The sequence below is a fragment of the Streptomyces sp. NPDC052225 genome (assembly GCF_040679615.1).
Taxonomy (GTDB): Bacteria; Actinomycetota; Actinomycetes; order Streptomycetales; family Streptomycetaceae; genus Streptomyces.
This window is the reverse complement of record NZ_JBFAVD010000001.1, coordinates 13,846-34,314: the sequence shown is the minus strand read 5'-3', so window position 1 is coordinate 34,314 and position 20,469 is coordinate 13,846. Positions and strand designations below refer to the sequence as shown.

Genomic DNA, 20,469 nt, shown 5'->3' with positions numbered 1-20,469 from the left:
GCGGCGGCGATGGGGCGTCCGTGCGCCGGGGGGCGCCGCACCAGTGACGGGGTTGCGCGAAGGATCAGCCGCGAGCGGCGCTGCCCATCTCGTACGGAAAGGCCGCCGGGCCGCTGTCGAACCCGCGTATCAGCTCGTGCATCTCCCACCGCCCGGCACCGTCGCGGACGAACTCGGCGACGGTGGCGGCGGTCGCCCCCGCGACCTGTGTGAAGTCGTCGGCAAGCAGCTCGGCGTAGTGCTCGACGACCACCACGCCCGCGTGGGCGATGTCGCCGAAGGTCCGGGGGCCCGCCTCCTGATGGATCATCACGCCCACCACCACCCGGGCGTACGAGGGGGCGAGGCGGTCCAGTTCGAGGTCCATCACCTCGACGAACCCGAGGCCGAGCCCGGTCTCGCTGTGCCGCGGCATGCTGATGGTGCCGTCAGGGGATCGGCTCTCGGAATGCACGATGTACACGGGGGCGCCGTGCGGAGCGTCCGCCGTGTACGTGGCGGCGACGATGTCGAGGTGCCGCGCGGGCTCCCCCCACGGGCTCGGGTCCCACCGCAGCCGCACCTCGGGCCTGTACGGCCTCGTCCTGATGGCGCCCACCGGATACCTCCCCTGCATCGCGCGGCTCGGGCCCGACCTGGCCCCCGCAGCGTCCAGTATGGGCTGCGACCAGCGGTTTGATGCTCCCTTAACTCCCTTTTCGGTCAAGGGTGTTGAGCGGGGCGGGGCAGGTGCCCGGCGAGCGTGGCGGCGAACTCCTCGGCGCGGGCGAGCTGGGTGCGCAGGTGGGCGACGCGCTCCTGGGCGGCCTGCTCGAAGTGGCGTACACGGTCGAGGAGTCGCTCCCGCTCCTCGGTGCCGAGGTCGTCGCCGGCCGCGTCGAGCCGGTCGGTTGCGGCGAGCAGGTCGCGCATCTCGTCGAGGGTGAAGCCGAGCGGCTTCATGCGGCGGATGACCATGAGGCGGGCGACGTCGGCCTCGGTGTAGAGCCGGAAGCCGCCCTGGGAGCGGGCGGAGGGGATGACCAGGCCGGTCTCCTCGTAGTGCCGGATGGTGCGCAGCGACAGCTCGGTCCGTGCGGCGACCTCGCCGATCTGCATGTGCTCGCCGCTCACGCGCCTGCCTTCCGTGTCGCCTGTCCCGCGTCCCGCCGCCTGCCGGGGGACCGCTTCGATCCCTACCCTAACGTCAGGGTAGAGTTGCCGGGTGCCGGGACGGTCGAGCCGTCGTCCGGCACTCCATGGTGCGGGACCACGTCGGCCCGTCCGCACGTGCCCGACGACGACAGGTACCGCTTCTCTTGTCTGCTCCCGCCCCTGCCTCCGCCCCCGTTCCGGCGCTCACGCTCGCCGACCGGCTGCGCGGCCTCAAGCCCGACTGGATCCGCGACCCCAAGGTGTGGCGCACCGAGATCCTCGCGGGACTCGTCGTCGGGCTCGCCCTGATCCCCGAGGCGATCTCGTTCTCGGTCATCGCCGGGGTCGACCCGCAGATCGGTCTGTTCGCCGCGTTCACCATGGCGGTGACCATCTCCGTCGTGGGCGGGCGGCGGGCGATGATCTCCGCCGCCACCGGCGCCGTCGCCCTCGTGATCGCGCCGCTCAACCGTGAGCACGGGTTCGGCTACCTCGTCGCCTGCGTGATCCTCGCCGGCGTCTTCCAGATCGTCCTCGGCGCGCTCGGCGTCGCGAAGCTGATGCGGTTCGTGCCGCGCAGCGTGATGGTCGGCTTCGTCAACGCGCTCGCGATCCTGATCTTCATGGCGCAGGTGCCGGAGATGACGGACGTGCCCTGGCCGGTCTACCCGCTGATCGCGGCGGGCCTGGCCCTGATGGTGTTCTTCCCGAAGGTCACCAGGGCGATCCCGGCGCCGCTGGTCTCGATCACCGTCCTGACCGTGCTCACGGTCGCCGCCGGGATCGCCGTCCCGACCGTCGGCGACAAGGGCGAACTCCCTTCGTCGCTGCCGGTGCCGGGCCTGCCCGACGTGCCGTTCACGCTCGACACCCTGATCACCGTCGCCCCGTACGCGCTCGCGATGGCGCTGGTCGGCCTGATGGAGTCGCTGATGACGGCGAAGCTCGTCGACGACATCACCGACACCCGCTCGAACAAGACCCGCGAGTCCGTCGGCCAGGGCATCGCCAACATCGTCACCGGTTTCCTCGGCGGCATGGGCGGCTGCGCCATGATCGGCCAGACCATGATCAACGTAAAGGTGTCGGGCGCCCGTACCCGCCTGTCCACGTTCCTGGCGGGCGTCTTCCTGCTGGTGCTGTGTGTCGTGTTCGGGCCGGTGGTCTCGCAGATCCCGATGGCCGCGCTCGTCGCCGTGATGGTGATGGTCTGCTTCGCGACGTTCGACTGGCACTCCATCGCCCCCAGGACGCTGAAGCGGATGCCCGCGGGCGAGATCACGGTCATGGTCGTCACGGTCGCGGTCGTGGTCGCCACCTCGAACCTCGCCATCGGCGTCGTCGTCGGCTCGGTCACCGCGATGGTCGTCTTCGCCCAGCGCGTCGCCCACCTGGCCGAGGTCACCGCCGTCGTCGACCCGGACGGCGGCCAGGTCGTCTACTCCGTCACCGGCGAGCTCTTCTTCGCCTCCTCCAACGACCTGGTCACGCGGTTCGACTACGCCGGCGACCCGGACAAGGTCGTCATCGACCTGACCGCCACCCACATCTGGGACGCCTCCTCCGTGGCGGCCCTGGACGCGATCGAGACCAAGTACGCCCAGCGCGGCAAGCACGTCGAGATCATCGGCTTGAACCGGCCCAGCGCGCACCTCCACGAGAAGCTCAGCGGCGAACTCACCGCCTGACACCCACCCGCGACAAGGCCGGTGGCTACGCGCGGGTGATCTCCGCGACCAGCTCCTCGACCCGCGACCGGATCTCGTCGCGGATCGGGCGCACCGCGTCGACGCCCTGCCCGGCCGGGTCGTCGAGCTGCCAGTCGAGGTACGTCGTGCCGGGGAAGACCGGGCAGACGTCGCCGCAGCCCATGGTGATGACGTAGTCCGACGCCTGGACGGCCTCGGGGGTGAGCACCTTCGGGGTGGCCGTGGTGAGGTCGATGCCGACTTCGGCCATGGCCTCGACGGCGGCCGGGTTGACCTGGTCGGCGGGGAGCGAGCCCGCGGAGCGGACCTCGACGCGGTCGCCCGCGAGGTGGCGGAGGAAACCGGCGGCCATCTGCGAGCGGCCCGCGTTGTGGACGCAGACGAACAGAACGGATGCGAGCGGGGACGTGGGCATAGGGTCTTCCTTCGCGAGTGGCCGGTGGTGGTGGTGACGGCGGGGGAGGGGCCGCGGACCACTCATCAGCGCCGACTGGTATCAGTGCAGGGTGATGTGAAAATATCAGCCCATGATGACGTCAGCCGACGCTGATCTGATCCGCGTCCTCGCCGACCCGCTCAGGCTGCGGATCGTCGACCTGCTCGCCCACGAGACCCTCTGCACCACGCACCTCGTCGAGGAGACGGGGGCCAGGCAGACCAACCTCTCCAACCACCTCAAGGTGCTGCGCGACGCCGGGATCGTGGAGACCGAGCCGTGCGGCCGGTTCACCTACTACCGCCTCAGGCCGGACGTCATCGCCGCCCTGGCCGGCCGGTTCACCGAGCTCGCCGAGACCGCCCGTACGACCGCCGAGACCGGCCGGAAGCGAGCCTGCTGATGACCACGACCGAACCCGGATCCAGGGAGACGGCGACGGAGGGGGCCGTCGGCGGCACGATCGTCGCCAAGCTGTCGACCCTCGACCGCTACCTCGCCGTGTGGATCCTGCTGGCGATGGCCGCAGGGCTCGGTCTGGGCCGTCTGATCCCCGGCCTGGACGACGCGCTCGCCAAGGTCGAGATCGGCGGCATCTCGCTGCCGATCGCGCTCGGCCTGCTCGTGATGATGTACCCGGTCCTCGCCAAGGTCCGCTACGACCGCCTGGACACGGTCACCGGCGACAAGAAGCTCATGGTGTCGTCGCTGGTCGTCAACTGGCTCGTCGGCCCCGCCGTGATGTTCGCGCTGGCCTGGATCTTCCTGCCCGGCCTGCCCGAGTACCGCACGGGCCTGATCATCGTCGGGCTCGCCCGCTGCATCGCGATGGTGATCATCTGGAACGACCTGGCGTGCGGCGACCGCGAGGCGGCAGCCGTCCTGGTCGCCCTCAACTCGGTCTTCCAGGTCATCGCGTTCAGCCTGCTCGGCTGGTTCTACCTGGACCTGCTGCCGCAGTGGCTGGGCCTCGGCGACGGCCAGGGCCTGGACGTGCCGGTCTGGCACATCGCCCTCAACGTGATCGTGTTCCTCGGCGTCCCGCTGCTCGCCGGCTTCCTCACCCGCCGCGTCGGAGAGAAGAAGACGGGCCGCGAGAGGTACGAGTCCGCCTTCCTGCCGAAGATCGGCCCGTGGGCGCTGTACGGCCTGCTCTTCACGATCGTCGTCCTCTTCGCGCTCCAGGGAGACGCGATCACCTCGCAGCCGGTCGACGTCGTCCGCATCGCGCTCCCGCTGCTCGTCTACTTCGCGGTGATGTTCTTCGGGAGCTTCCTGCTGGGCAAGGCGATCGGACTGGCCTACGACCGCACCGCCACGCTCGCCTTCACGGCCGCGGGCAACAACTTCGAACTGGCCATCGCCGTCTGCGTCGCCACCTTCGGGGTCACCTCGGGCCAGGCCCTCGCGGGCGTCGTCGGTCCGCTCATCGAGGTGCCCGTCCTGATCGGACTCGTCTACGTGGCGCTGGCCCGGCGCGAGAAGAATCAGGCGGCGGGGCGCAGGGTCAGCAGCTGACCCATGGCGGCGAGCACGGACGGCTCGACCCGGTAGTAGACCCAGGTCCCGCGCCGCTCGGAGGTGAGCAGCCCGGCGTCCTTGAGCTTCTTCAGGTGGTGGGAGACGGTCGGCTGCGACACCCCGACGTCGGAGATGTCGCACACGCACGCCTCCCCGCCCTCGTGCGAGGCGACGAGCGAGAACAGCCGCAGCCGCACCGGATCGCCGAGCGCCTTGAACATCCGGGCCGCCGTCTCGGCCTCGTCGGCGCTGAACGGCCGCTCCGTCAGCGGCGGGCAGCACGGGGCCGCGCCCTGGGAGGCGGGTTCGATGAGCGGCAGCACCTTCGTATTCGACATACGTCTATGTTGACACACATCGAATCAGACGAGCCCGGGCCTGAATTCGACAAACGTCTATGTTGACGTCTGTCGAATCAGGTGCGAGGCTGGCCGCACAAGCCATCGACAAACGTCGAAGCAAAGGGGAACCGCCGTGCACGCCACCGCCACCGCCACCGACCGCCTGCCCGTAGTCGTGATCGGGGCCGGCCCCGTCGGTCTGGCCGCCGCCGCCCACCTGGTCGAACAGGGCATCGACCCGCTGGTCCTGGAAGCCGGGCCGCGGGCCGCGGCGGCGGTGCGCGCGTGGTCGCACGTCCGCCTCTTCTCCACCTGGGGCGAGGTCGTCGACCCGGCGGCCGAGAAGCTCCTCGCCCCCACCGGCTGGACCCGCCCGGACCCGGCGACCTACCCCACCGGCGGCGACTGGGCCGAGCGCTACCTCCAGCCGCTGGCCGACGTCCTCGGCGACACGGTCCGCACCGGCGCCACCGTCACCGGCGTCTCCCGCGCCGGCCGCGACCGCATCGTCGACGCCGACCGCGAGAGCCGGCCCTTCACCGTCCACGTCACGTACGCCGACGGCCGCGAGGAGCGCCTCTTCGCCCGCGCCGTCATCGACGCCTCGGGCACCTGGTCCACCCCGTCCCCGGCAGGCGCCGACGGCCTCCCCGCACTCGGCGAGAAGACGGCGGCCGCCCGCATCGCGTACCAGATCCCGGACTTCAAGCAGGCATCCGTACGAGCCCGCTACGCGGGCAAGCGCACCGCCGTCATCGGTTCGGGCGCCTCGGCCTTCACCGCGCTGGCCGCCCTCGCCGACGTAGCCGAGAACACCCCGGACACCCACGCCGTATGGATCCTGCGCCGTGGCATCTCCGGCTCCACCTTCGGCGGCGGCGAGTCCGACCAGCTGCCCGCACGCGGCGCGCTCGGCCTGGCCGCCAAGGCCGCGGTCGACGCGGGCCACGCCGACGCGGTCACCGGATTCCGCACCGAAACGATCGAGCGCGACCCCGAAGGCCGGCCGATCCTGGTCGCCGAGGACGGCCGCCGCCTGGACCCGGTCGACGAGGTCATCGTCCTCACGGGCTTCCGCCCCGACCTGTCCTTCCTCTCCGAGCTCCGCCTGAACCTCGACGAGCGCCTCCAGGCCCCCGTCGCCCTGGCCCCCCTCATCGACCCCAACCAGCACTCCTGCGGCACGGTCTACCCCCACGGCCACCGCGAACTGTCCCACCCCGAAAGGGACTTCTACCTCGTCGGCATGAAGGCGTACGGCCGCGCCCCCACCTTCCTCGCCCTCACCGGCTACGAGCAGGTCCGCTCGGTCGTCGCCGCGCTCGCCGGCGACACCGACTCCGCCGACCGCGTCGAACTCACCCTCCCCGAAACCGGCGTCTGCGGCGGCGCGGGCCTGTTCGACGAGCCGGACCAGAACGAGGCCGCCGGCGGCTGCTGCTCGACCCCCGCCGCCCAGCCCCTCATCCAGCTCGGCACCGGAACCCCGACCACGACAGGGGGCTGCTGACCAAGCACGACGCACTCACTCACTCACCCCACAGGAGGCACGCCATGTCCCGCGTCCAACTAGCCCTCCGCGTCCCGGACTTGAAGACATCCATAGCCTTCTACACCAAACTCTTCGGCACCGAACCGGCCAAACTCCGCGACGGCTACGCCAACTTCGCCATCGCCGAGCCCCCGCTCAAGCTCGTCCTGATCGAAGGCACGGCCGAGGAGCCGACCCGCCTGGACCACCTGGGCGTCGAGGTCGACTCGACCGAACAGGTCCACGAGGCGACCGCCCGCCTCGCCGAAGCGGGCCTGACGACCACCGAGCAGCACGACACCACCTGCTGCTACGCCCTCCAGGACAAGGTCTGGGTAGGCGCCCCCGGCCAGGAACGCTGGGAGGTCTACGTCGTCAAGGCGGACGCGTCCACTCCCAGCCCTCCTCCGTCCTAAGCTGCGCCCATGTGGAAAGAAGCCGCTGCCGCAGCCCTGCCCGAGGTCGAGTTCCGCGCGCCCGTCGACGCGACGGCGCCGGCCGGGCGGAGCGGCGCCTCGGCCGAGGCCTGCCGGCACAGCTGACCGCTCTGCTCCGGGAGACCGACGGGCTGATCGGCGAGTACGGGACCGACGTCGTATGGCCCCTCGACCGGATCGTGGACCAGAACCTCCTGTTCTGGTCCCCCGATTCGTTCCCCGGCCTGTACATGCCCTTCGACCCGCTGCTGTTCTTCGGCGACAACGGCGGCGGCGACCAGTTCGCCTTCGTCCTCACCCCCGAGCGCCCGGACATCTTCGCCTGGAACCACGAGAACGACAGCCGACTGTGGGCCGCCCGCGACCTGGAGGACTACCTGCACCGCGCCCTCGCGGGCGACGGCGACTGGTACCGGTAAACAGCTCAGGCCCGGCACTGATTTCTCAGTACCGGGCCTGACCTGGTGTCGCTGATCCTACCTGCGCGGATGACGTATCCGCTGGTCAGCGGTTCTATGTGGGATCGATCAGTTCGGGATCGGCGCGCCCCTCGATGATCTCGCATGCCACGTCGTGCACCGGCCGTTGGTGTGAGCGTGCGTGGCCGCGCAGCAGAGCGAAGGCGTCGTCCATGGTCAGGGACAGGCGGGTTGCCAGGATGCCCTTGGCCTGCTCGATGACGACACGGCTGGTCAGGGCCAGTTCAAGCTGTGCGGTCAGGGCCCGGCTGCGGTCGGCCTCGTCGGCTCGTTCCAGGGTGACGGCGGTGAAGTCGGCCATGGACTGGCCGAGTGCCAGCACGTCCGGGGGAATCGGACTGCGGCGACCGGACAGCAGGATCAGCGCGCCGGTGATCCGGGAAGGGCTCCGCAGGGGGAGGGCCGCCACACGTGCGTAGCCCAGCTTCAGTGCCCGTGGGGCGTAGTGAGGCCAACGCTGCCTGGCCGGGCGGCTGTCGAGGGCGGCCTGGGCCGGCGGCAGGCTGCCGCGGTGGCAGTCGTGGCCAGGCCCTTCGCGCAGGTCGGACGCATCGTGCTCCAGGCGCGACACCTCGGGGTCGGAGCCCGTGACCTGGACCTCCGCACGCTCGTGAGGGGCGAACACCACCCCCGCCGCGCGGATGCCGAGCAGGGTCGGGCTGCGAGCGACGAGGACCGCGAGGGTGCCGGGTACGTCCGGGCCGTCCGCCGTGCCGCCGGCCAGTGCCACGAACGCGTCGGCCAGCTGCTGTTGTGACGTCATGACGCTTCTTCCTCAGCCGGGTCAGTGGTCTGCGTGCAGGATCCGCCGCGCAATCACCTCGGTGGACAGCTCCTCCGCGAACGCGCGGGCCTTGATGAGGGCCAGGGCGTCGCCGACAGGGCAGCCTTCCCGGACGGAGAGCACCCCGGCCGCCTGGTGCACGAGATCCCGGTGATCGGTTCCGCCGTAGAGCTCCGGGTCGGCGTCTGGGCCCATCAGCATGATCCGCGTAAGGGCCTCGGCGACCTCGGCGAGGTCGCCGTAGTCCCGGCGGCCGGGGCGTGGGTCGAACACCGTCAGGGCTCCGATGCAGCCGCCGTCGGTGTCCAGGGGAACGGCGGCCACCGAGGCGATGCCCAAGGGGGCCAGGGCGGGACCGTAGGCGGGCCACCGTGTCCTGATCGCCGCCCCCGACGCGAGGATCAGGCCGTGGTCCGACACCGCGTCCCGGGCAGGCCCCTCGCCGAGCACGTACTCCAGGTCCTGAGCGGCGCAGGAGCGCTCGTCCGACGCGGCCACCGCGAGCTGGTCGAGGCCGGAGCCGACCAGGATGAGCGCCGCGCTGCTTGTCCCGCACGCCTCAGCGACGCCGGTCATGAACCGGGGCGGCGTGCCCCGCGTCTCGGCCCACTCCGCTGTCCGGTGGGCGAACGCCTCCTGGAGCCGGGCCGAGGAATGGTGACACGCGGCCGACCTGCGATGCGTCGCCGCGATGTGCGAGTGGAACTCGCGCCCCGGCTCCTGTGCCAACTCTTCGTGCCGATCGGCGGCCGCCTGTGCCCGGTCCGCGCGTTCCCGTGCCCGGTCGGCGCGGCGTTGTGCAGCCGCTGCCAGCTCGAGGGCTTCCTCGCGCCTCTGCGGGTTCATGCCCGAAGCGTACGCCGTGACCGGTCAGTCGGAGTCGTCGTTGCGGCTTTCCTCCATCATCAGGACGACGCCTCCGTGGTGGCCGTTGAACGGCGAGCTGAACACGTCGCAGGTGAGGGGCCGGCCGATGCGGCTGAGGGCCTCGACGCCGACCGGTCCGGAGCGCTCGCGGGTCTCCAGACACCTCTGCACGACGGGTTGCAGCACATCGGTGGGCAGGCCGAAGTCCAGCTCGAAGAACGGCTTGTCGAGCACCTCGTCCGCGCGCAGACCCCACATGTCGACGGCGCCCCGGTTCCAGCTCCGGACCTTCAGGCCGCTGTCCAGGACCACCACGCCCGCCGCGATGCTGGTCAGCACGGCTTCCAGGAAAGCCTTGGCCTCGTCCAGCTCCTCGCCGCGGATACGCAGCTCGTCGTTCATGGTCTCCAGTTCCTCGTTGCCGGACTGGAGTTCCTCGTTGGTGGTCTCCAGTTCCTCGTTCGTGGACTGGAGTTCCTCGTTGGTCGTCTCCAACTCCTCGATGCTGGACTGGAGTTCCTCGTTGGTGGTCTCCAGTTCCTCGTTCGTGGACTGGAGTTCCTCGTACGCCGTCTCCAGGTCCTCGCGCACCCGTTTGACCTCGGCCTGCAACTGGGTGGGCACCGTGACGTCGGTGAAGGAGATCAGGGTGGCCACGTGCAGACCGCTGGGCGCGGCGAGCGGCTGGATGAGGATGTCGTAGTACTGGATGTCCTCGCCCGTCCGCCGCGCGGCCCTGTTCACCCGGAGGGTTCGGCGCTCGTGCGTGGACTGGTCGATCAGCGACCGTAGTTCGACCGGCCGGTAGGAGATCTCCAGGTCCTGGAAAGGGCGGCCGATGTCGCTTGCGGTCAGGCCGAACTGGGTCCGCGCCTGACTGTTGACCACCACGACGGTGCCGTCGCCGTCGACGGCGATCGACGGGGTGGGGCCGGCGTCGAGGGCGAGGTCACGCAACTGCCGGGTACGTGCGACCGAGTGCAGTTCGACGCCCGATCCGGCTCTGACCTTCACGGGAGCGGGGTGGTAGGGCAGCCCCGCGTCACCTGCGCGGCGCCGGAAGATCCGCTGCCGCATGCTCAGCACATCGAAGCGGTCGGCGTCGTTCAGCAGCATCTCGGCCTTGCCGAGGAAGAGGTAGGCACCCTTGCGAAGGGCGAAGTGGAAGCGGTCGACGATCTGGGTCTGGGCCTCGACGTTGAAGTACATCAGCGTGTTGCGGCAGACCAGCAGGTCGAGCCGGGAGATCGGGGCGTCCTGGGTGATGTCGTGCCGCCCGAAGATCACCCGGCGGCGCAGGTCGGGGCGGAAGCCGAACTGAGTGCCGTTCTGCCCGTTCTGCTCGAAGTACTTGTCGCGCAGCTCGGCGGCGAGCGGTTCCAGGGACTTCGCCGGGTACAGCCCCGACCGGGCCTCGCGCAGTGCCTCCTCGTCGATGTCGGTGGCGTAGATCTTGACGCGGCGCAGGCACTCCTCGACGCCGAGCGCCTCCGCGAACATGATGACCAGCGAGTACGCCTCCTCGCCGCTGGAGCAGCCGGCGCTCCACACCCTGATCTCCTGATCCGGGGCAAGGCTCGCGAGGAGGTCGGGGACGACTTCCTGCTGGAGGAAGCTCCACGCGTCCGGGTCGCGGAAGAAGGACGTGACATTGATCAGGATTGTGTTGAAGAGCGCACCGAATTCGTCGGCACTGGTCTCCAGGAGGTCCCGGTAGTCCGTGTAGGAGTCCACGCCCACGTCGGTCATGCGCTTGTGGATGCGCCGGCCCAGAGTGGATCGCTTGTACCCCGTGAAGTCGAAACCGCGGGAATCCCTGAGGAAGACGAGCAGTTCTTCCAGCGCCTCTTCGGATTCGGTTTCCTGCGATTCGCCCATCACTGCCTCTTGGCCTCGACAAGTCCCCGGATGACCGCGGGGATCTCCTCAAGGGGTAGCACGAAGTCGACGGCTCCCGTGTCCACCGCCGCCTGGGGCATCCCCTTGAACTCCGCCGTCAGCGGGTCCTGGGCGAGCACGGTGCCGCCGCGGGACTTGACCGCGTCAAGCCCCATCGCGCCGTCGCTGCCGGTGCCGGTGAGCACACAGGCGATCGCCCGCGGTCCGTAGGAGGCGGCGACCGATTCGAAGAGCAGGTCGGCGGAGGGGCGCACGAAGTGGACGAGCTCGGTGCGCGACAGGGCCAGGACGCCGTCGGGGCCGACGAGGAGGTGACGGTCCGGAGGGGCGATGTAGACCGTCCCGGGCACCACCCGGTCCTCGTTCTCGGCGAGCTTGACCAGAAGGTCCGTGCGGCGGGAGAGGACGTCGGCGATCACCGTCCGATGGCGGGGGTCGAGGTGCTGGACGACAAGGACCGGCACAGGCAGGCTCGGGCCCAGGCCTCCCAGCAGCGCGATCAGTCCCTGCACGCCGCCGGCGGATGCGGCGACAGCGACGATGGCGTATTGGTCCTCGGGGGACTGGTCGGCCGTCACATCGCGAGCCTAGCGGAACCGGGGCCGCCCGGTGAGGGTGCGAGATGCCGGGTGGGCGGGCGGCGTGCCTACGTAAAGTGACTCGCTGCCGCACGGGCAAGCTCCTGGAGATCGCGGGGCTCCCACACAACAGCTCAGGCCCGGCACTGATTTCTCAGTACCGGGCCTGACCTGGTGTTTCAGCTGTCGGGGTGGCGGGATTTGAACCCACGACCTCTTCGTCCCGAACGAAGCGCGCTGCCAAGCTGCGCTACACCCCGATGTCGTTGCTCCGCTCTCTGCTCTTCAGCAGGTCGCGGCGACATCGATTACTTTAGCGGACCGGCGCCCTGAGACGAAATCCGGTTTTCGCGGCCCCGGATCCGGGGCCTGATCCGGTCCAGGCCGACCAGGCACAGGGCCAGCAGGTAGAAGGCCAGGCCGAAGACCACGGCGTTGCCGAGGACGCCCGCGTAGCCGTGGACGTCGACGTCCAGGAACGGGTACGGGTAGCGGGCCGGGGTGCCCGGCGTCATGATCGCCCCGCGGACGAGCGCGAAGCCGAAGTACGCCAGGGGGTACGTCAGCCAGATCGCGGCGTGGCGGACACGGAGGGCGCCGGGGCGGGTGAGCAGGAGCCAGTCCAGGACGGCGCCGATGGGTGTGACCGTGTGCAGGAGCTGGTTGGAGATCTGGCGCCAGCCGGTCATCGCGTGATCCGGGTCGTCCGTCATGGAGAAACCGCTGGAGTCGTTCGCCAGGACGAAGTGGTAGACGAGGCCCGTGATGGAGATGAAGAGGAGGACGCCGCCGGTCACCAGGGGCGGCAGCGGCGGGTGGGCCGCCCAGGCGCGCCAGGCGGAGAGGGCGAAGACGACCGCGATCAGCAGGTTGGACTGGATCGTGAAGTAGCTCAGGACGCGCAGCGCGCTGTCGCTGATCGACAGGTCGATGACGATGCCGGTGAGCGCCGCCAGCGCGACGAGCGCGCGGAAGGCGGCGGCCACCGGGCGGCGGACCGGAGGGACCACCGCCTCCGCCGGGACGGAGGCGGCACTGGCACGGGCGGCATCGGGCGTGATCATGCCCTTCACCGTAAATCGGGAACGGATCAGCTGCCCGGGGTGAGGGTGAGGAGCGAGGCCTCCGGCGGGCAGGCGAAGCGGACCGGCGTGTAGCGGTTCGCGCCGCAGCCGGCCGAGACGTGCAGGTAGGACGTGTTGCCCCCGGACTGGTGCGTGGACAGGCCCTTCACGCGGTCCGTGTCCAGGTCGCAGTTGGTGACGAGCGCGCCGTAGAAGGGGATGCAGAGCTGGCCGCCGTGCGTGTGCCCGGCGAGGATCAGCGGGTAGCCGTCGGCCGTGAAGGCGTCGAGGGCGCGCAGGTACGGGGCGTGCACGACGCCCATCGAGAAGTCGGGGCCGTCCGCCGGGCCGCCCGCGACCTCCTCGTAGCGGTCGCGCTTGATGTGCGGGTCGTCCAGACCGGTCAGGCCGATCTCCATGCCGGCGACCTTCAGCGCGCCCCGGGTGTTGGTGAGGTTCAGCCAGCCCGCCTCGTCGAAGCCGTCGCGCAGGCCTTCCCACGGGTTGTGGACGACGCCGACGGCGCCCGCGTTGCCGTTCAGACCGTGCTTGCCCGACGCCTTCTGCACCAGGTAGCGGGCGGGGTTGCTGAAGCGGGGCCCGTAGTAGTCGTTGGAGCCGAAGACGTACGCGCCCGGGAACTCCATCAGCGGGCCGAGCGCGTCGAGGACCTCGGGGACGCCCTCCGGGTCGGACAGGTTGTCGCCCGTGTTGATGACGAAGTCGGGGCGCAGGCCCGCCAGCGAACGCAGCCAGCGCTGCTTCTTGCGCTGCCCGCCGACCATGTGGATGTCGGAGACCTGGAGGATGCGAAGCGGGCGCATGCCGGCCGGCAGGACCGGGACCGTCACCCGCCGCAACCGGAAGGAGCGGGCCTCGAAACCCGCCGCGTAGGCGATGCCGGCGGCGCCCAACGCCGCGATGCCTGCTGAGACCTTCAGGGGAATCCCGTATCGCGCGTGCATGTCTCCCATCGTGTCAGACCGGCACCGCCCCGGAAATCGGCGGGCGCCGCCGCCCCCGTACCTGCGACAATCAAGGCATGACCACGCTCAAGTCGAAGCTGCACGAAGACCTCAACGCCGCCATCCGGGAGCGCGATGAGCTGCGCTCCTCGACGCTCCGGCTGACCCTCTCCGCGATCACGAACCAGGAGGTCGCGGGCAAGGAGAAGCGCGAACTCTCCGACGACGAGGTGCAGAAGGTGATCGCCAAGGAGGCGAAGAAGCGCCGCGAGGCGGCCGAGGCCTTCGAGAAGGGCGGGCGTGCCGAGTCCGCCGCCCGCGAGCTGGCGGAGGGCGAGCTGCTCGCCGTCTACCTGCCGCAGCCGCTCAGCGACGCCGAGCTGGAGCAGATCGTGGCGCAGGCCGTCGAGGAGGCGAAGGCGTCCGGCGCCGAGGGCCCCCGCGCGATGGGCCAGGTCATGAAGATCGCGAACCCGAAGATCGCGGGCCGCGCCGAGGGCGGCCGCGTCGCCGCGACGGTGAAGCGCCTGCTCGCGGGCTGACGGCTCGGAGAACGGATGAGGGGCGCCCCCGGATGACCGGGGGCGCCCCTCACTGCTGCTCGCGATGGGTGCCTAGCGGCCCCAACCGCCGTGCCCGTTCCCCCCGTTGCCGTTGCCGCCGATCAGGTCGCCCGGCAGGGAGATGTCGGGTGTCGGGTCGTCGCCGCCGTCCCCGCCGCCGTCGTCCCCGTTGTTGCCGTCGTCCTGACCGCCGTCGCCGTGGCCCTTGTCCTTGTCCCGGTCCTTGTCCTTGTCCGGGTTCGGGATGTTGACGAGGTTGAAGCCCGGCGCGGGCCTGCCCTCCAGGGCGCCGGTCATGGCGGACCGCCAGATCGGGCCCGGGGTGTCGGCGCCGTAGACCTGCGCGTGGTAGCGGCCGCCGATGGTGATGTCGGTCATCTCGACGGCCTGCGAGGCGCTGCCGACCCAGACCGCGCCGGCCAGGTTCGGCGTGTAGCCCACGAACCACGCGTTCTTACGGGCGTCGGTCGTACCCGTCTTACCGGCGTTGGCCCGGCTCTGCAGACCGGCCTGCTGACCCGTACCGGAGTCGGTCACGCCGCTGAGCAGGGTGTTGATCTTGTCGGCGGTCTCCGTCGACATGGCACGCGAGCACTGCGTCTTGGGGACGTCGATCGCCTTGCCGTTCGGGCCGGTGATCGAGTCGATGGCGACCGGGGTGCAGTACGTGCCCTCGTTGGCGAACGCGGCGTACGCGGACGCCATCGTCAGCGGCGACAGACCCGTCGAACCGAGGGTCATCGACGACGGCACCTCGTCGACCTTCGTGCCGTTGCCCTGCACCACGCCCAGCTTGTCGGTCATCTTCACGACCGGGCACATGCCGGTGTCGCCGAGCATCTGCACGAAGTACGTGTTGATGGACTTCTCCATCGCCTCCTTGAGGCGATAGGGGCCGACCTCCGACTCGTTCTCGTTCTCCACCTTGTAGCCGCCGCTGTTGACCCACGGCTTGCCGCTGCACGTCTGCACGCTGCTCGGGTACGGCATCTGGTACGGCGCCGGGTACTCCTGCGTCACGGGCGTGCCGCCCTCCAGGGCCGCCGCCGCCAGGAACGGCTTGAACGTCGAACCCGTCGGGAAGCCGTAACCGGAGCCGTTGTACTTGGCGTTGACCGAGTAGTTGAGCACCGTCTCGTTCTTGGAGTTGTCGGTGCCGTACGGCTTCGACTGGCCCATGCCGAGGATCTTGCCGGTGCCCGGTTCGACGAGGGTGACCGCGGTGGCGACCTTGTCCGTCCTGTAGACGTTCTCCTTGATGGCCGCCTGCACCGACTCCTGGGACTGCGGGTCGAGGGTGGTCTTCACCGTCAGACCGCCGCGGTTCCAGATCTTGGCGCGCTCCTCCTTGGTCTTGCCGAAGACCGGGTCCTCCATGAAGACCTCGCGCACGTAGTCGCAGAAGAAGGCGGCGCCCTTGACCGCCGTGATGCACCCGTTCTGCGGCCTGCTGACCTTGAGGCCGAGGTCGGACGCCTTGGCCTTGTCGGCCTCGGCCTGCGAGATGTCGTGCACGTCGGCCATGCGCTGGAGCACCACGTTGCGCCGCTTCTTCGCCTCGGCCTCGTCGTTGACGGGGTCGTAGCGGCTCGGCGACTGGACGATGCCGGCGAGCATCGCCGACTCCGCGACGGTCAGGTCCTTGGCGTGCTTGGAGAAGTAGCGCTGGGACGCGGCCTCGATGCCGTACGCCTGCTGCCCGAAGTACGTGATGTTCAGGTAGTTGGCGAGGATCTTCTTCTTGCCGAGCTCGTCCTCGACCTGGATCGCGTACTTCAGCTCGCGGACCTTGCGGCCGATCGTCTGCTGCGTCGCCTGCGCCAGCTTGGTCGGGTCGTCGCCCGCCTCTTCCATGAAGACGTTCTTCACGTACTGCTGGGTGAGCGTCGAGGCGCCCTGGGAGACCCCGCCGCCGCGCGCGTTGGCGTTGATGGCGCGCAGGATGCCCTTCGCGTCGACGGCCCCGTGCTCGAAGAAGCGCGAGTCCTCGATCGCGACGATCGCCTTCTGCATGTACGGGGAGATCTGGTCCAGCTTCACGACGGTGCGGTCGCGCGAGTAGACCGTCGCGATCTTCCCGCCCTGGTTGTCCAGGATCGTGGTCCGCTGACTGAGCGGCGGTGTCTTCAAGTTGGCGGGGATCTCGTCGAACCCCTCGACGGAACCCTTGGCCGCGAGGCCGAGCGCGCCCGCTGCGGGCAGCGCGATGCCGGCGAGCACGGCTCCTGCGAGCACGCTGACACCGAGGAACTTGGCGGCCTGTTGGGCCGGCGACATCCCGCCGCCGCTACCGGCCGAGCGCTTCTTTCCCATGCAGGGCAGCCTACGTTCTGATTCTCCGGACAGGCGTATATGCCTTGGCCTAAGCTGCACTCAACTGTCACAGCAGTGCGGTCTCGTATCAAGACGTGGGACGGCCCCGAAACGTTCCCGGCATTTTTCTCAGCTCGTAGAAGTGCCTCTTGTAGTCATTCCCGTACACCTCCGCGAGCCCTCCGCGAAGGCCTTGAGGGGTGCCCGAAACCGCCTCGTGTGTCACCCGACGTCCGATGTGGCGCAAGTGAACTGTCCTGGTTTGCCGGGGTTATTACGCATGTCCCTCGGTCACTCCGTCGGGTGATCTGCCGCTTACGCATAGTCCGTTCGGGCCATTCAAGATTGGGCCCGAAGGGGGTGTTGCGCTGTGCCCACCTTCCGTAACGTCCTCAACTGGCGGCGGTGAATATGCCGCTGCCGCCGTGGGGGAGCCTCGATTCGGGAGAGGACGGCGCCGGTATGGGCTGGGTAGTCGACTGGAGTGCGCAGGCCGCCTGCCGCACTACCGATCCGGATGAACTGTTCGTTCAAGGAGCGGCGCAGAACCGCGCGAAGGCGGTGTGCACGGGATGCCCCGTGCGGACCGAGTGCCTCGCCGACGCGCTGGACAATCGCGTCGAGTTCGGCGTGTGGGGTGGCATGACGGAGCGGGAGCGCCGCGCATTGCTGCGCAGGCGTCCCACCGTCACCTCGTGGCGCAGCCTCCTTGAGACGGCACGTACGGAGTACGAGCGCGGCGCGGGCCTGCTGCCCGCGGAGCTGGAGAACGACGAGACGTACGAGAGGTTCGCGGCCGTCGGATAGCCGACGGCCCGCGTCACTCGCCGACGTACGTACGGCTCACACTGCTCCGGCCGGAGTGCCACCGGCCGCGAGCCGCTCTCCGATGTCCCTGAGGCCTGCCAGGTCGTGTACGTCGCCGGGCAGGGCCGCGATCTCGGTCACGGCCACTTCGGGGTGCAGCGCGGTGAAGCGGTCACGCGTGCGCTGTTCGCGCGCGACCACATGCATGCGTTCGGCGTGCAGGCGCAGCAGTCCTGCCGTCAGCTGTTCGATCGTGGGGTCGGACGGGGCCTCCGCTGGGGCGGGGGAGCCTGGCGCGGGAGCGGTCTCGGGGTGAGCCTCGGGATCCTCGGGAGAGGTACGAACCTCTTCCTTCCCGGCCGCCTGATCCACAATGCGGCGTTCGTCAAGATTTTCTGCGGCGGCCAGGGCGCGCTCGGCCGACAGGCGTCCCGCGCCGCTGCCGTGCACCCGGTTCAGGACGAGGCCGGCCAGGGGCATCCGCTCGGCGGCGAGGCGTTCCACGAAGTACGCGGCCTCGCGCAGCGCGTCCCGCTCGGGCGCGGCGACCACGAGGAACGCGGTGCCGGGCGCCTGAAGCAGCTTGTACGTGGCGTCGGCCCGGGTACGGAAACCGCCGAACGTCGTGTCCATCGCGGCCACGAACGTCTGCACGTCGCGCAGGAGTTGACCGCCGAGGAGCTTGCCGAGCGTGCCGGTCATCATCGACATGCCGACGTTCAGGAACTTCATCCCCGCACGCCCGCCGATCTTCGCCGGCGCCATCAGGAGCCGGATCAGCTTCCCGTCGAGGAACGAGCCGAGCCGCTGCGGCGCGTCCAGGAAGTCGAGCGCGGAGCGCGACGGCGGGGTGTCGACGACGATCAGGTCCCACTCGTCGCGCGAGCGCAGCTGGCCCAGCTTCTCCATCGCCATGTACTCCTGCGTGCCCGCGAAGCCCGCAGAGAGCGACTGGTAGAAGGGGTTGTCGAGGATCGCCCTGGCCCGCTCTGCGTCCGCGTGCGCCTCGACGATCTCGTCGAAGGTGCGCTTCATGTCGAGCATCATGGCGTGCAGTTCGCCGTCGCCCCGGGCCCCCTTGACCTGCCGGGGCACGTTGTCGAGCGAGTCGATGCCCATCGACTGCGCCAGCCTGCGGGCCGGGTCGATGGTCAGGACGACGACCTTGCGGCCGCGCTCGGCGGCCCGCAGCCCGAGCGCCGCGGCGGTGGTGGTCTTGCCGACGCCGCCCGAACCGCAGCACACCACGATGCGGGTGGCCGGGTCGTCGAGCAGCGGGTCGATGTCGAGTGTGCGCGCAGGATTCAGCGTCATCGATGGCGTCCCGTCATGGAGCGTCCCGTCATGGATATGAGCCCCTAGATCCCTTGCCGTCGCAGTTCCTTGGCGAGCGTGTAGAGCCCGGAGATGTCCAACCCCTCGGTGAGCAGCGGCAGTTCGTGCAGCGGCAGCTCCGCCTCGGTGAGCAGGTCGCGCTGGGCGCGCTCGAGCGCGTACCGCTCCGCGTACTCCCCGGCCTGGGCGAGCAGCGGCCCCACGAGCCGCTTGGCGCTGCCGAGTCCGGCGGCGGTCAGCGCCTCGGTGACCGCGGGCCGCACGGAACGGTCACCGCTGAGCGCCAGGGCGGGTTCCCCGAGGAGCGCGGGCCGCACCATGTTCACCATGATCCGTCCCACGGGGAGCTTCGCCGCGCGCAGTTCGGCCACGCCGTCGAGCGTCTCCTGTACGGGCATCTCCTCCAGCAGCGTCACCAAGTGCACCGCTGTCTCACGGGACTTGAGGACGCGCATCACGGCCTGGGCCTGGTTGTGTATCGGCCCCATCTTCGCGAGCCCCGCGACCTCGTCGTTCACGTTCAGGAAGCGGGTGATGCGCCCGGTGGGCGGGGCGTCCATGACGACGTAGTCGTACGCGTACCGCCCCTGCTTGTCCTTGCGGCGCACCGCCTCGCACGCCTTGCCCGTCAGGAGCACGTCCCTGAGGCCCGGCGCGATGGTGGTGGCGAAGTCGATCGCGCCCAGCTTCTTCAGGGCGCGGCCCGCGCCGCCCAGCTTGTAGAACATCTGGAGGTAGTCCAGAAGCGCCAGTTCGGGGTCGATGGCGAGCGCGTACACCTCGCCGCCCCCGGGCGCGACGGCGATCTTCCGCTCCTCGTAGGGAAGTGCCTCGGTCTCAAAGAGCTGTGCGATGCCCTGCCTGCCCTCCACCTCCACCAGGAGAGTGCGCTTGCCCTCTGTCGCGAGGGCGAGCGCGAGTGCGGCGGCGACCGTGGTCTTTCCGGTACCGCCCTTGCCGCTGACGACCTGGAGCCTGCTCACGTATTCGAGCCTAACCAGTCGGCCGCCGGATCACGCAGGAGCCTCCGGAACGACGCCCCCCAGTTCGGCGGCTACAGTCGGCCCCATGGCTAAGAAGTGGGAATACGCGACCGTGCCGCTCCTCGTGCACGCGACGAAGCAGATCCTGGACACGTGGGGCGAGGACGGCTGGGAGCTCGTCCAGGTCGTGCCGGGACCGAACAACCCGGAGCAGCTGGTGGCGTACCTGAAGCGCGAGAAGCAGGCGTGAGCGCCGTAGAGGCGCGGCTGGCCGAGCTCGGCCTGACGCTGCCGCCCGTCGTGCCGCCGGTCGCCGCGTACCAGCCGGCCGTGCAGTCGGGACCGTACGTGTTCACGGCCGGGCAGCTGCCCATGGTCGACGGCGCGCTGCCGGTGACCGGCAAGGTCGGCGCCGAGGTCACCGCCGAGGAGGCCAAGGACCTGGCCCGCACCTGCGCCCTGAACGCGCTGGCGGCGGTCAAGTCGGTCGCCGGTGACCTGGACCGCATCGCGCGCGTCGTGAAGGTCGTCGGCTTCGTCGCGTCGGCGCCCGACTTCACCGGGCAGCCCGGCGTGATCAACGGCGCGAGCGAGCTGCTCGGCGAGGTCCTCGGCGAGAAGGGCGTGCACGCCCGCAGCGCGGTCGGCGTCGCGGTGCTGCCGCTGGACGCACCGGTCGAGGTCGAGTTCCAGGTGGAGCTCACCGAGGCCTAGGACGTCGTC

Annotated in this window: 23 protein-coding genes and 1 tRNA gene; 10 read left to right on the top strand and 14 right to left on the bottom strand. The window is 70.0% G+C overall.

Translation table 11 applies throughout. The features are described 5' to 3' along the window. Nucleotides 1-64: 64 nt before the first annotated feature. Entirely contained in the window at nt 65-598 is a 534-nt protein-coding gene (locus AB0L37_RS00190; RefSeq protein WP_365497585.1) for a TerD family protein, read from the bottom strand. Between the two features lie 104 nt (nt 599-702). Continuing rightward, a complete protein-coding gene (locus AB0L37_RS00185) occupies nt 703-1,113 on the bottom strand; it encodes a MerR family transcriptional regulator (RefSeq protein WP_365497582.1) in 411 nt (136 codons plus the stop codon). A gap of 125 nt (nt 1,114-1,238) precedes the next feature. Between AB0L37_RS00185 and AB0L37_RS00180 the strand changes: the two genes are divergently transcribed. Continuing rightward, nucleotides 1,239-2,822 carry a SulP family inorganic anion transporter gene (locus tag AB0L37_RS00180; protein ID WP_365497579.1) on the top strand — a complete coding sequence of 528 codons (1,584 nt, stop codon included), beginning with the start codon at nt 1,239-1,241 and terminating at the stop codon, nt 2,820-2,822. A 25-nt stretch (nt 2,823-2,847) separates the two neighbouring features. Here the strand turns inward: AB0L37_RS00180 and AB0L37_RS00175 are convergent, their stop codons facing one another. After that, the gene (locus AB0L37_RS00175) at nt 2,848-3,258 is read right to left on the bottom strand and encodes an arsenate reductase ArsC (protein WP_365497576.1); all 411 of its coding nucleotides are present in this window, start codon (nt 3,256-3,258) and stop codon (nt 2,848-2,850) included. Between the two features lie 112 nt (nt 3,259-3,370). On the opposite strand from AB0L37_RS00175, the gene AB0L37_RS00170 reads away from it, so the two are divergent. Together AB0L37_RS00170 and arsB are read left to right on the top strand one after the other, a co-directional pair. Continuing rightward, entirely contained in the window at nt 3,371-3,682 is a 312-nt protein-coding gene (locus AB0L37_RS00170; protein WP_365497573.1) for a metalloregulator ArsR/SmtB family transcription factor, read from the top strand. Next, nucleotides 3,682-4,797: an ACR3 family arsenite efflux transporter gene (gene arsB, locus AB0L37_RS00165; protein WP_365497570.1), complete on the top strand. Its 1,116-nt coding sequence runs from the start codon at nt 3,682-3,684 to the stop codon at nt 4,795-4,797. The genes AB0L37_RS00170 and arsB overlap by 1 nt, the downstream gene beginning before the upstream one ends. Here arsB and AB0L37_RS00160 read toward each other — a convergent pair. Next, nucleotides 4,767-5,138: a metalloregulator ArsR/SmtB family transcription factor gene (locus AB0L37_RS00160; RefSeq protein ID WP_365497567.1), complete on the bottom strand. Its 372-nt coding sequence runs from the start codon at nt 5,136-5,138 to the stop codon at nt 4,767-4,769. The two genes, arsB and AB0L37_RS00160, sit on opposite strands and share 31 nt — an antisense overlap. 136 nt (nt 5,139-5,274) lie before the next feature. Here AB0L37_RS00160 and AB0L37_RS00155 point away from each other — a divergent pair, with 136 nt between their 5' ends. The 3 genes from AB0L37_RS00155 to AB0L37_RS00145 all read left to right on the top strand — a co-directional run bounded on the left by AB0L37_RS00155 (nt 5,275) and on the right by AB0L37_RS00145 (nt 7,528). Further along, nucleotides 5,275-6,651 carry an NAD(P)-binding domain-containing protein gene (locus AB0L37_RS00155; RefSeq protein WP_365497564.1) on the top strand — a complete coding sequence of 459 codons (1,377 nt, stop codon included), beginning with the start codon at nt 5,275-5,277 and terminating at the stop codon, nt 6,649-6,651. A 44-nt stretch (nt 6,652-6,695) separates the two neighbouring features. Next, nucleotides 6,696-7,088, top strand: a complete 393-nt coding sequence (locus AB0L37_RS00150; RefSeq protein WP_365497561.1) for an ArsI/CadI family heavy metal resistance metalloenzyme — start codon at nt 6,696-6,698, stop codon at nt 7,086-7,088. A 110-nt stretch (nt 7,089-7,198) separates the two neighbouring features. Beyond that, entirely contained in the window at nt 7,199-7,528 is a 330-nt protein-coding gene (locus tag AB0L37_RS00145) for an SMI1/KNR4 family protein (RefSeq protein WP_365499140.1), read from the top strand. 94 nt (nt 7,529-7,622) lie between these two features. On the opposite strand, the gene AB0L37_RS00140 is transcribed toward AB0L37_RS00145, so the two are convergent. The 7 genes from AB0L37_RS00140 to AB0L37_RS00110 form a co-directional block, all read right to left on the bottom strand. Next, a complete protein-coding gene (locus AB0L37_RS00140; RefSeq protein ID WP_365497558.1) occupies nt 7,623-8,351 on the bottom strand; it encodes an ANTAR domain-containing protein in 729 nt (242 codons plus the stop codon). A gap of 21 nt (nt 8,352-8,372) precedes the next feature. Continuing rightward, nucleotides 8,373-9,218 (bottom strand): GAF and ANTAR domain-containing protein, encoded by an 846-nt coding sequence (locus tag AB0L37_RS00135; protein ID WP_365497555.1) that lies wholly within the window; start codon nt 9,216-9,218, stop codon nt 8,373-8,375. Nucleotides 9,219-9,242: 24 nt separating this feature from the next. After that, nucleotides 9,243-11,117, bottom strand: a complete 1,875-nt coding sequence (locus AB0L37_RS00130; RefSeq protein WP_365497552.1) for a CheR family methyltransferase — start codon at nt 11,115-11,117, stop codon at nt 9,243-9,245. Continuing rightward, complete coding sequence (locus AB0L37_RS00125) at nt 11,117-11,716, bottom strand: chemotaxis protein CheB (RefSeq protein WP_365497549.1); 600 nt, start codon at nt 11,714-11,716, stop codon at nt 11,117-11,119. Before AB0L37_RS00125 ends, AB0L37_RS00130 begins: the two co-directional genes overlap by 1 nt. 186 nt (nt 11,717-11,902) lie before the next feature. Then, nucleotides 11,903-11,976 (bottom strand) — tRNA-Pro (locus tag AB0L37_RS00120). Between the two features lie 48 nt (nt 11,977-12,024). Beyond that, nucleotides 12,025-12,780: a Pr6Pr family membrane protein gene (locus AB0L37_RS00115; protein ID WP_365497546.1), complete on the bottom strand. Its 756-nt coding sequence runs from the start codon at nt 12,778-12,780 to the stop codon at nt 12,025-12,027. Nucleotides 12,781-12,806: 26 nt separating this feature from the next. Continuing rightward, nucleotides 12,807-13,745 carry a metallophosphoesterase gene (locus AB0L37_RS00110; RefSeq protein ID WP_365497543.1) on the bottom strand — a complete coding sequence of 313 codons (939 nt, stop codon included), beginning with the start codon at nt 13,743-13,745 and terminating at the stop codon, nt 12,807-12,809. Between the two features lie 77 nt (nt 13,746-13,822). On the opposite strand from AB0L37_RS00110, the gene AB0L37_RS00105 reads away from it, so the two are divergent. Continuing rightward, entirely contained in the window at nt 13,823-14,287 is a 465-nt protein-coding gene (locus AB0L37_RS00105) for a GatB/YqeY domain-containing protein (protein ID WP_338698774.1), read from the top strand. A 72-nt stretch (nt 14,288-14,359) separates the two neighbouring features. On the opposite strand, the gene AB0L37_RS00100 is transcribed toward AB0L37_RS00105, so the two are convergent. Next, nucleotides 14,360-16,621 carry a transglycosylase domain-containing protein gene (locus AB0L37_RS00100; protein ID WP_365497540.1) on the bottom strand — a complete coding sequence of 754 codons (2,262 nt, stop codon included), beginning with the start codon at nt 16,619-16,621 and terminating at the stop codon, nt 14,360-14,362. Between the two features lie 462 nt (nt 16,622-17,083). On the opposite strand from AB0L37_RS00100, the gene AB0L37_RS00095 reads away from it, so the two are divergent. After that, a complete protein-coding gene (locus tag AB0L37_RS00095; protein WP_365497538.1) occupies nt 17,084-17,428 on the top strand; it encodes a WhiB family transcriptional regulator in 345 nt (114 codons plus the stop codon). A 36-nt stretch (nt 17,429-17,464) separates the two neighbouring features. Here the strand turns inward: AB0L37_RS00095 and AB0L37_RS00090 are convergent, their stop codons facing one another. Next, entirely contained in the window at nt 17,465-18,742 is a 1,278-nt protein-coding gene (locus AB0L37_RS00090; protein WP_365497535.1) for an ArsA family ATPase, read from the bottom strand. A 44-nt stretch (nt 18,743-18,786) separates the two neighbouring features. Next, nucleotides 18,787-19,746: an ArsA-related P-loop ATPase gene (locus AB0L37_RS00085; RefSeq protein ID WP_365497532.1), complete on the bottom strand. Its 960-nt coding sequence runs from the start codon at nt 19,744-19,746 to the stop codon at nt 18,787-18,789. Between the two features lie 85 nt (nt 19,747-19,831). Here AB0L37_RS00085 and AB0L37_RS00080 point away from each other — a divergent pair, with 85 nt between their 5' ends. Both AB0L37_RS00080 and AB0L37_RS00075 read left to right on the top strand, forming a co-directional pair. Continuing rightward, complete coding sequence (locus AB0L37_RS00080; RefSeq protein ID WP_073494871.1) at nt 19,832-19,996, top strand: DUF4177 domain-containing protein; 165 nt, start codon at nt 19,832-19,834, stop codon at nt 19,994-19,996. After that, the gene (locus AB0L37_RS00075) at nt 19,993-20,460 is read left to right on the top strand and encodes a RidA family protein (RefSeq protein WP_365497529.1); all 468 of its coding nucleotides are present in this window, start codon (nt 19,993-19,995) and stop codon (nt 20,458-20,460) included. The genes AB0L37_RS00080 and AB0L37_RS00075 overlap by 4 nt, the downstream gene beginning before the upstream one ends. Nucleotides 20,461-20,469 lie beyond the last annotated feature (9 nt).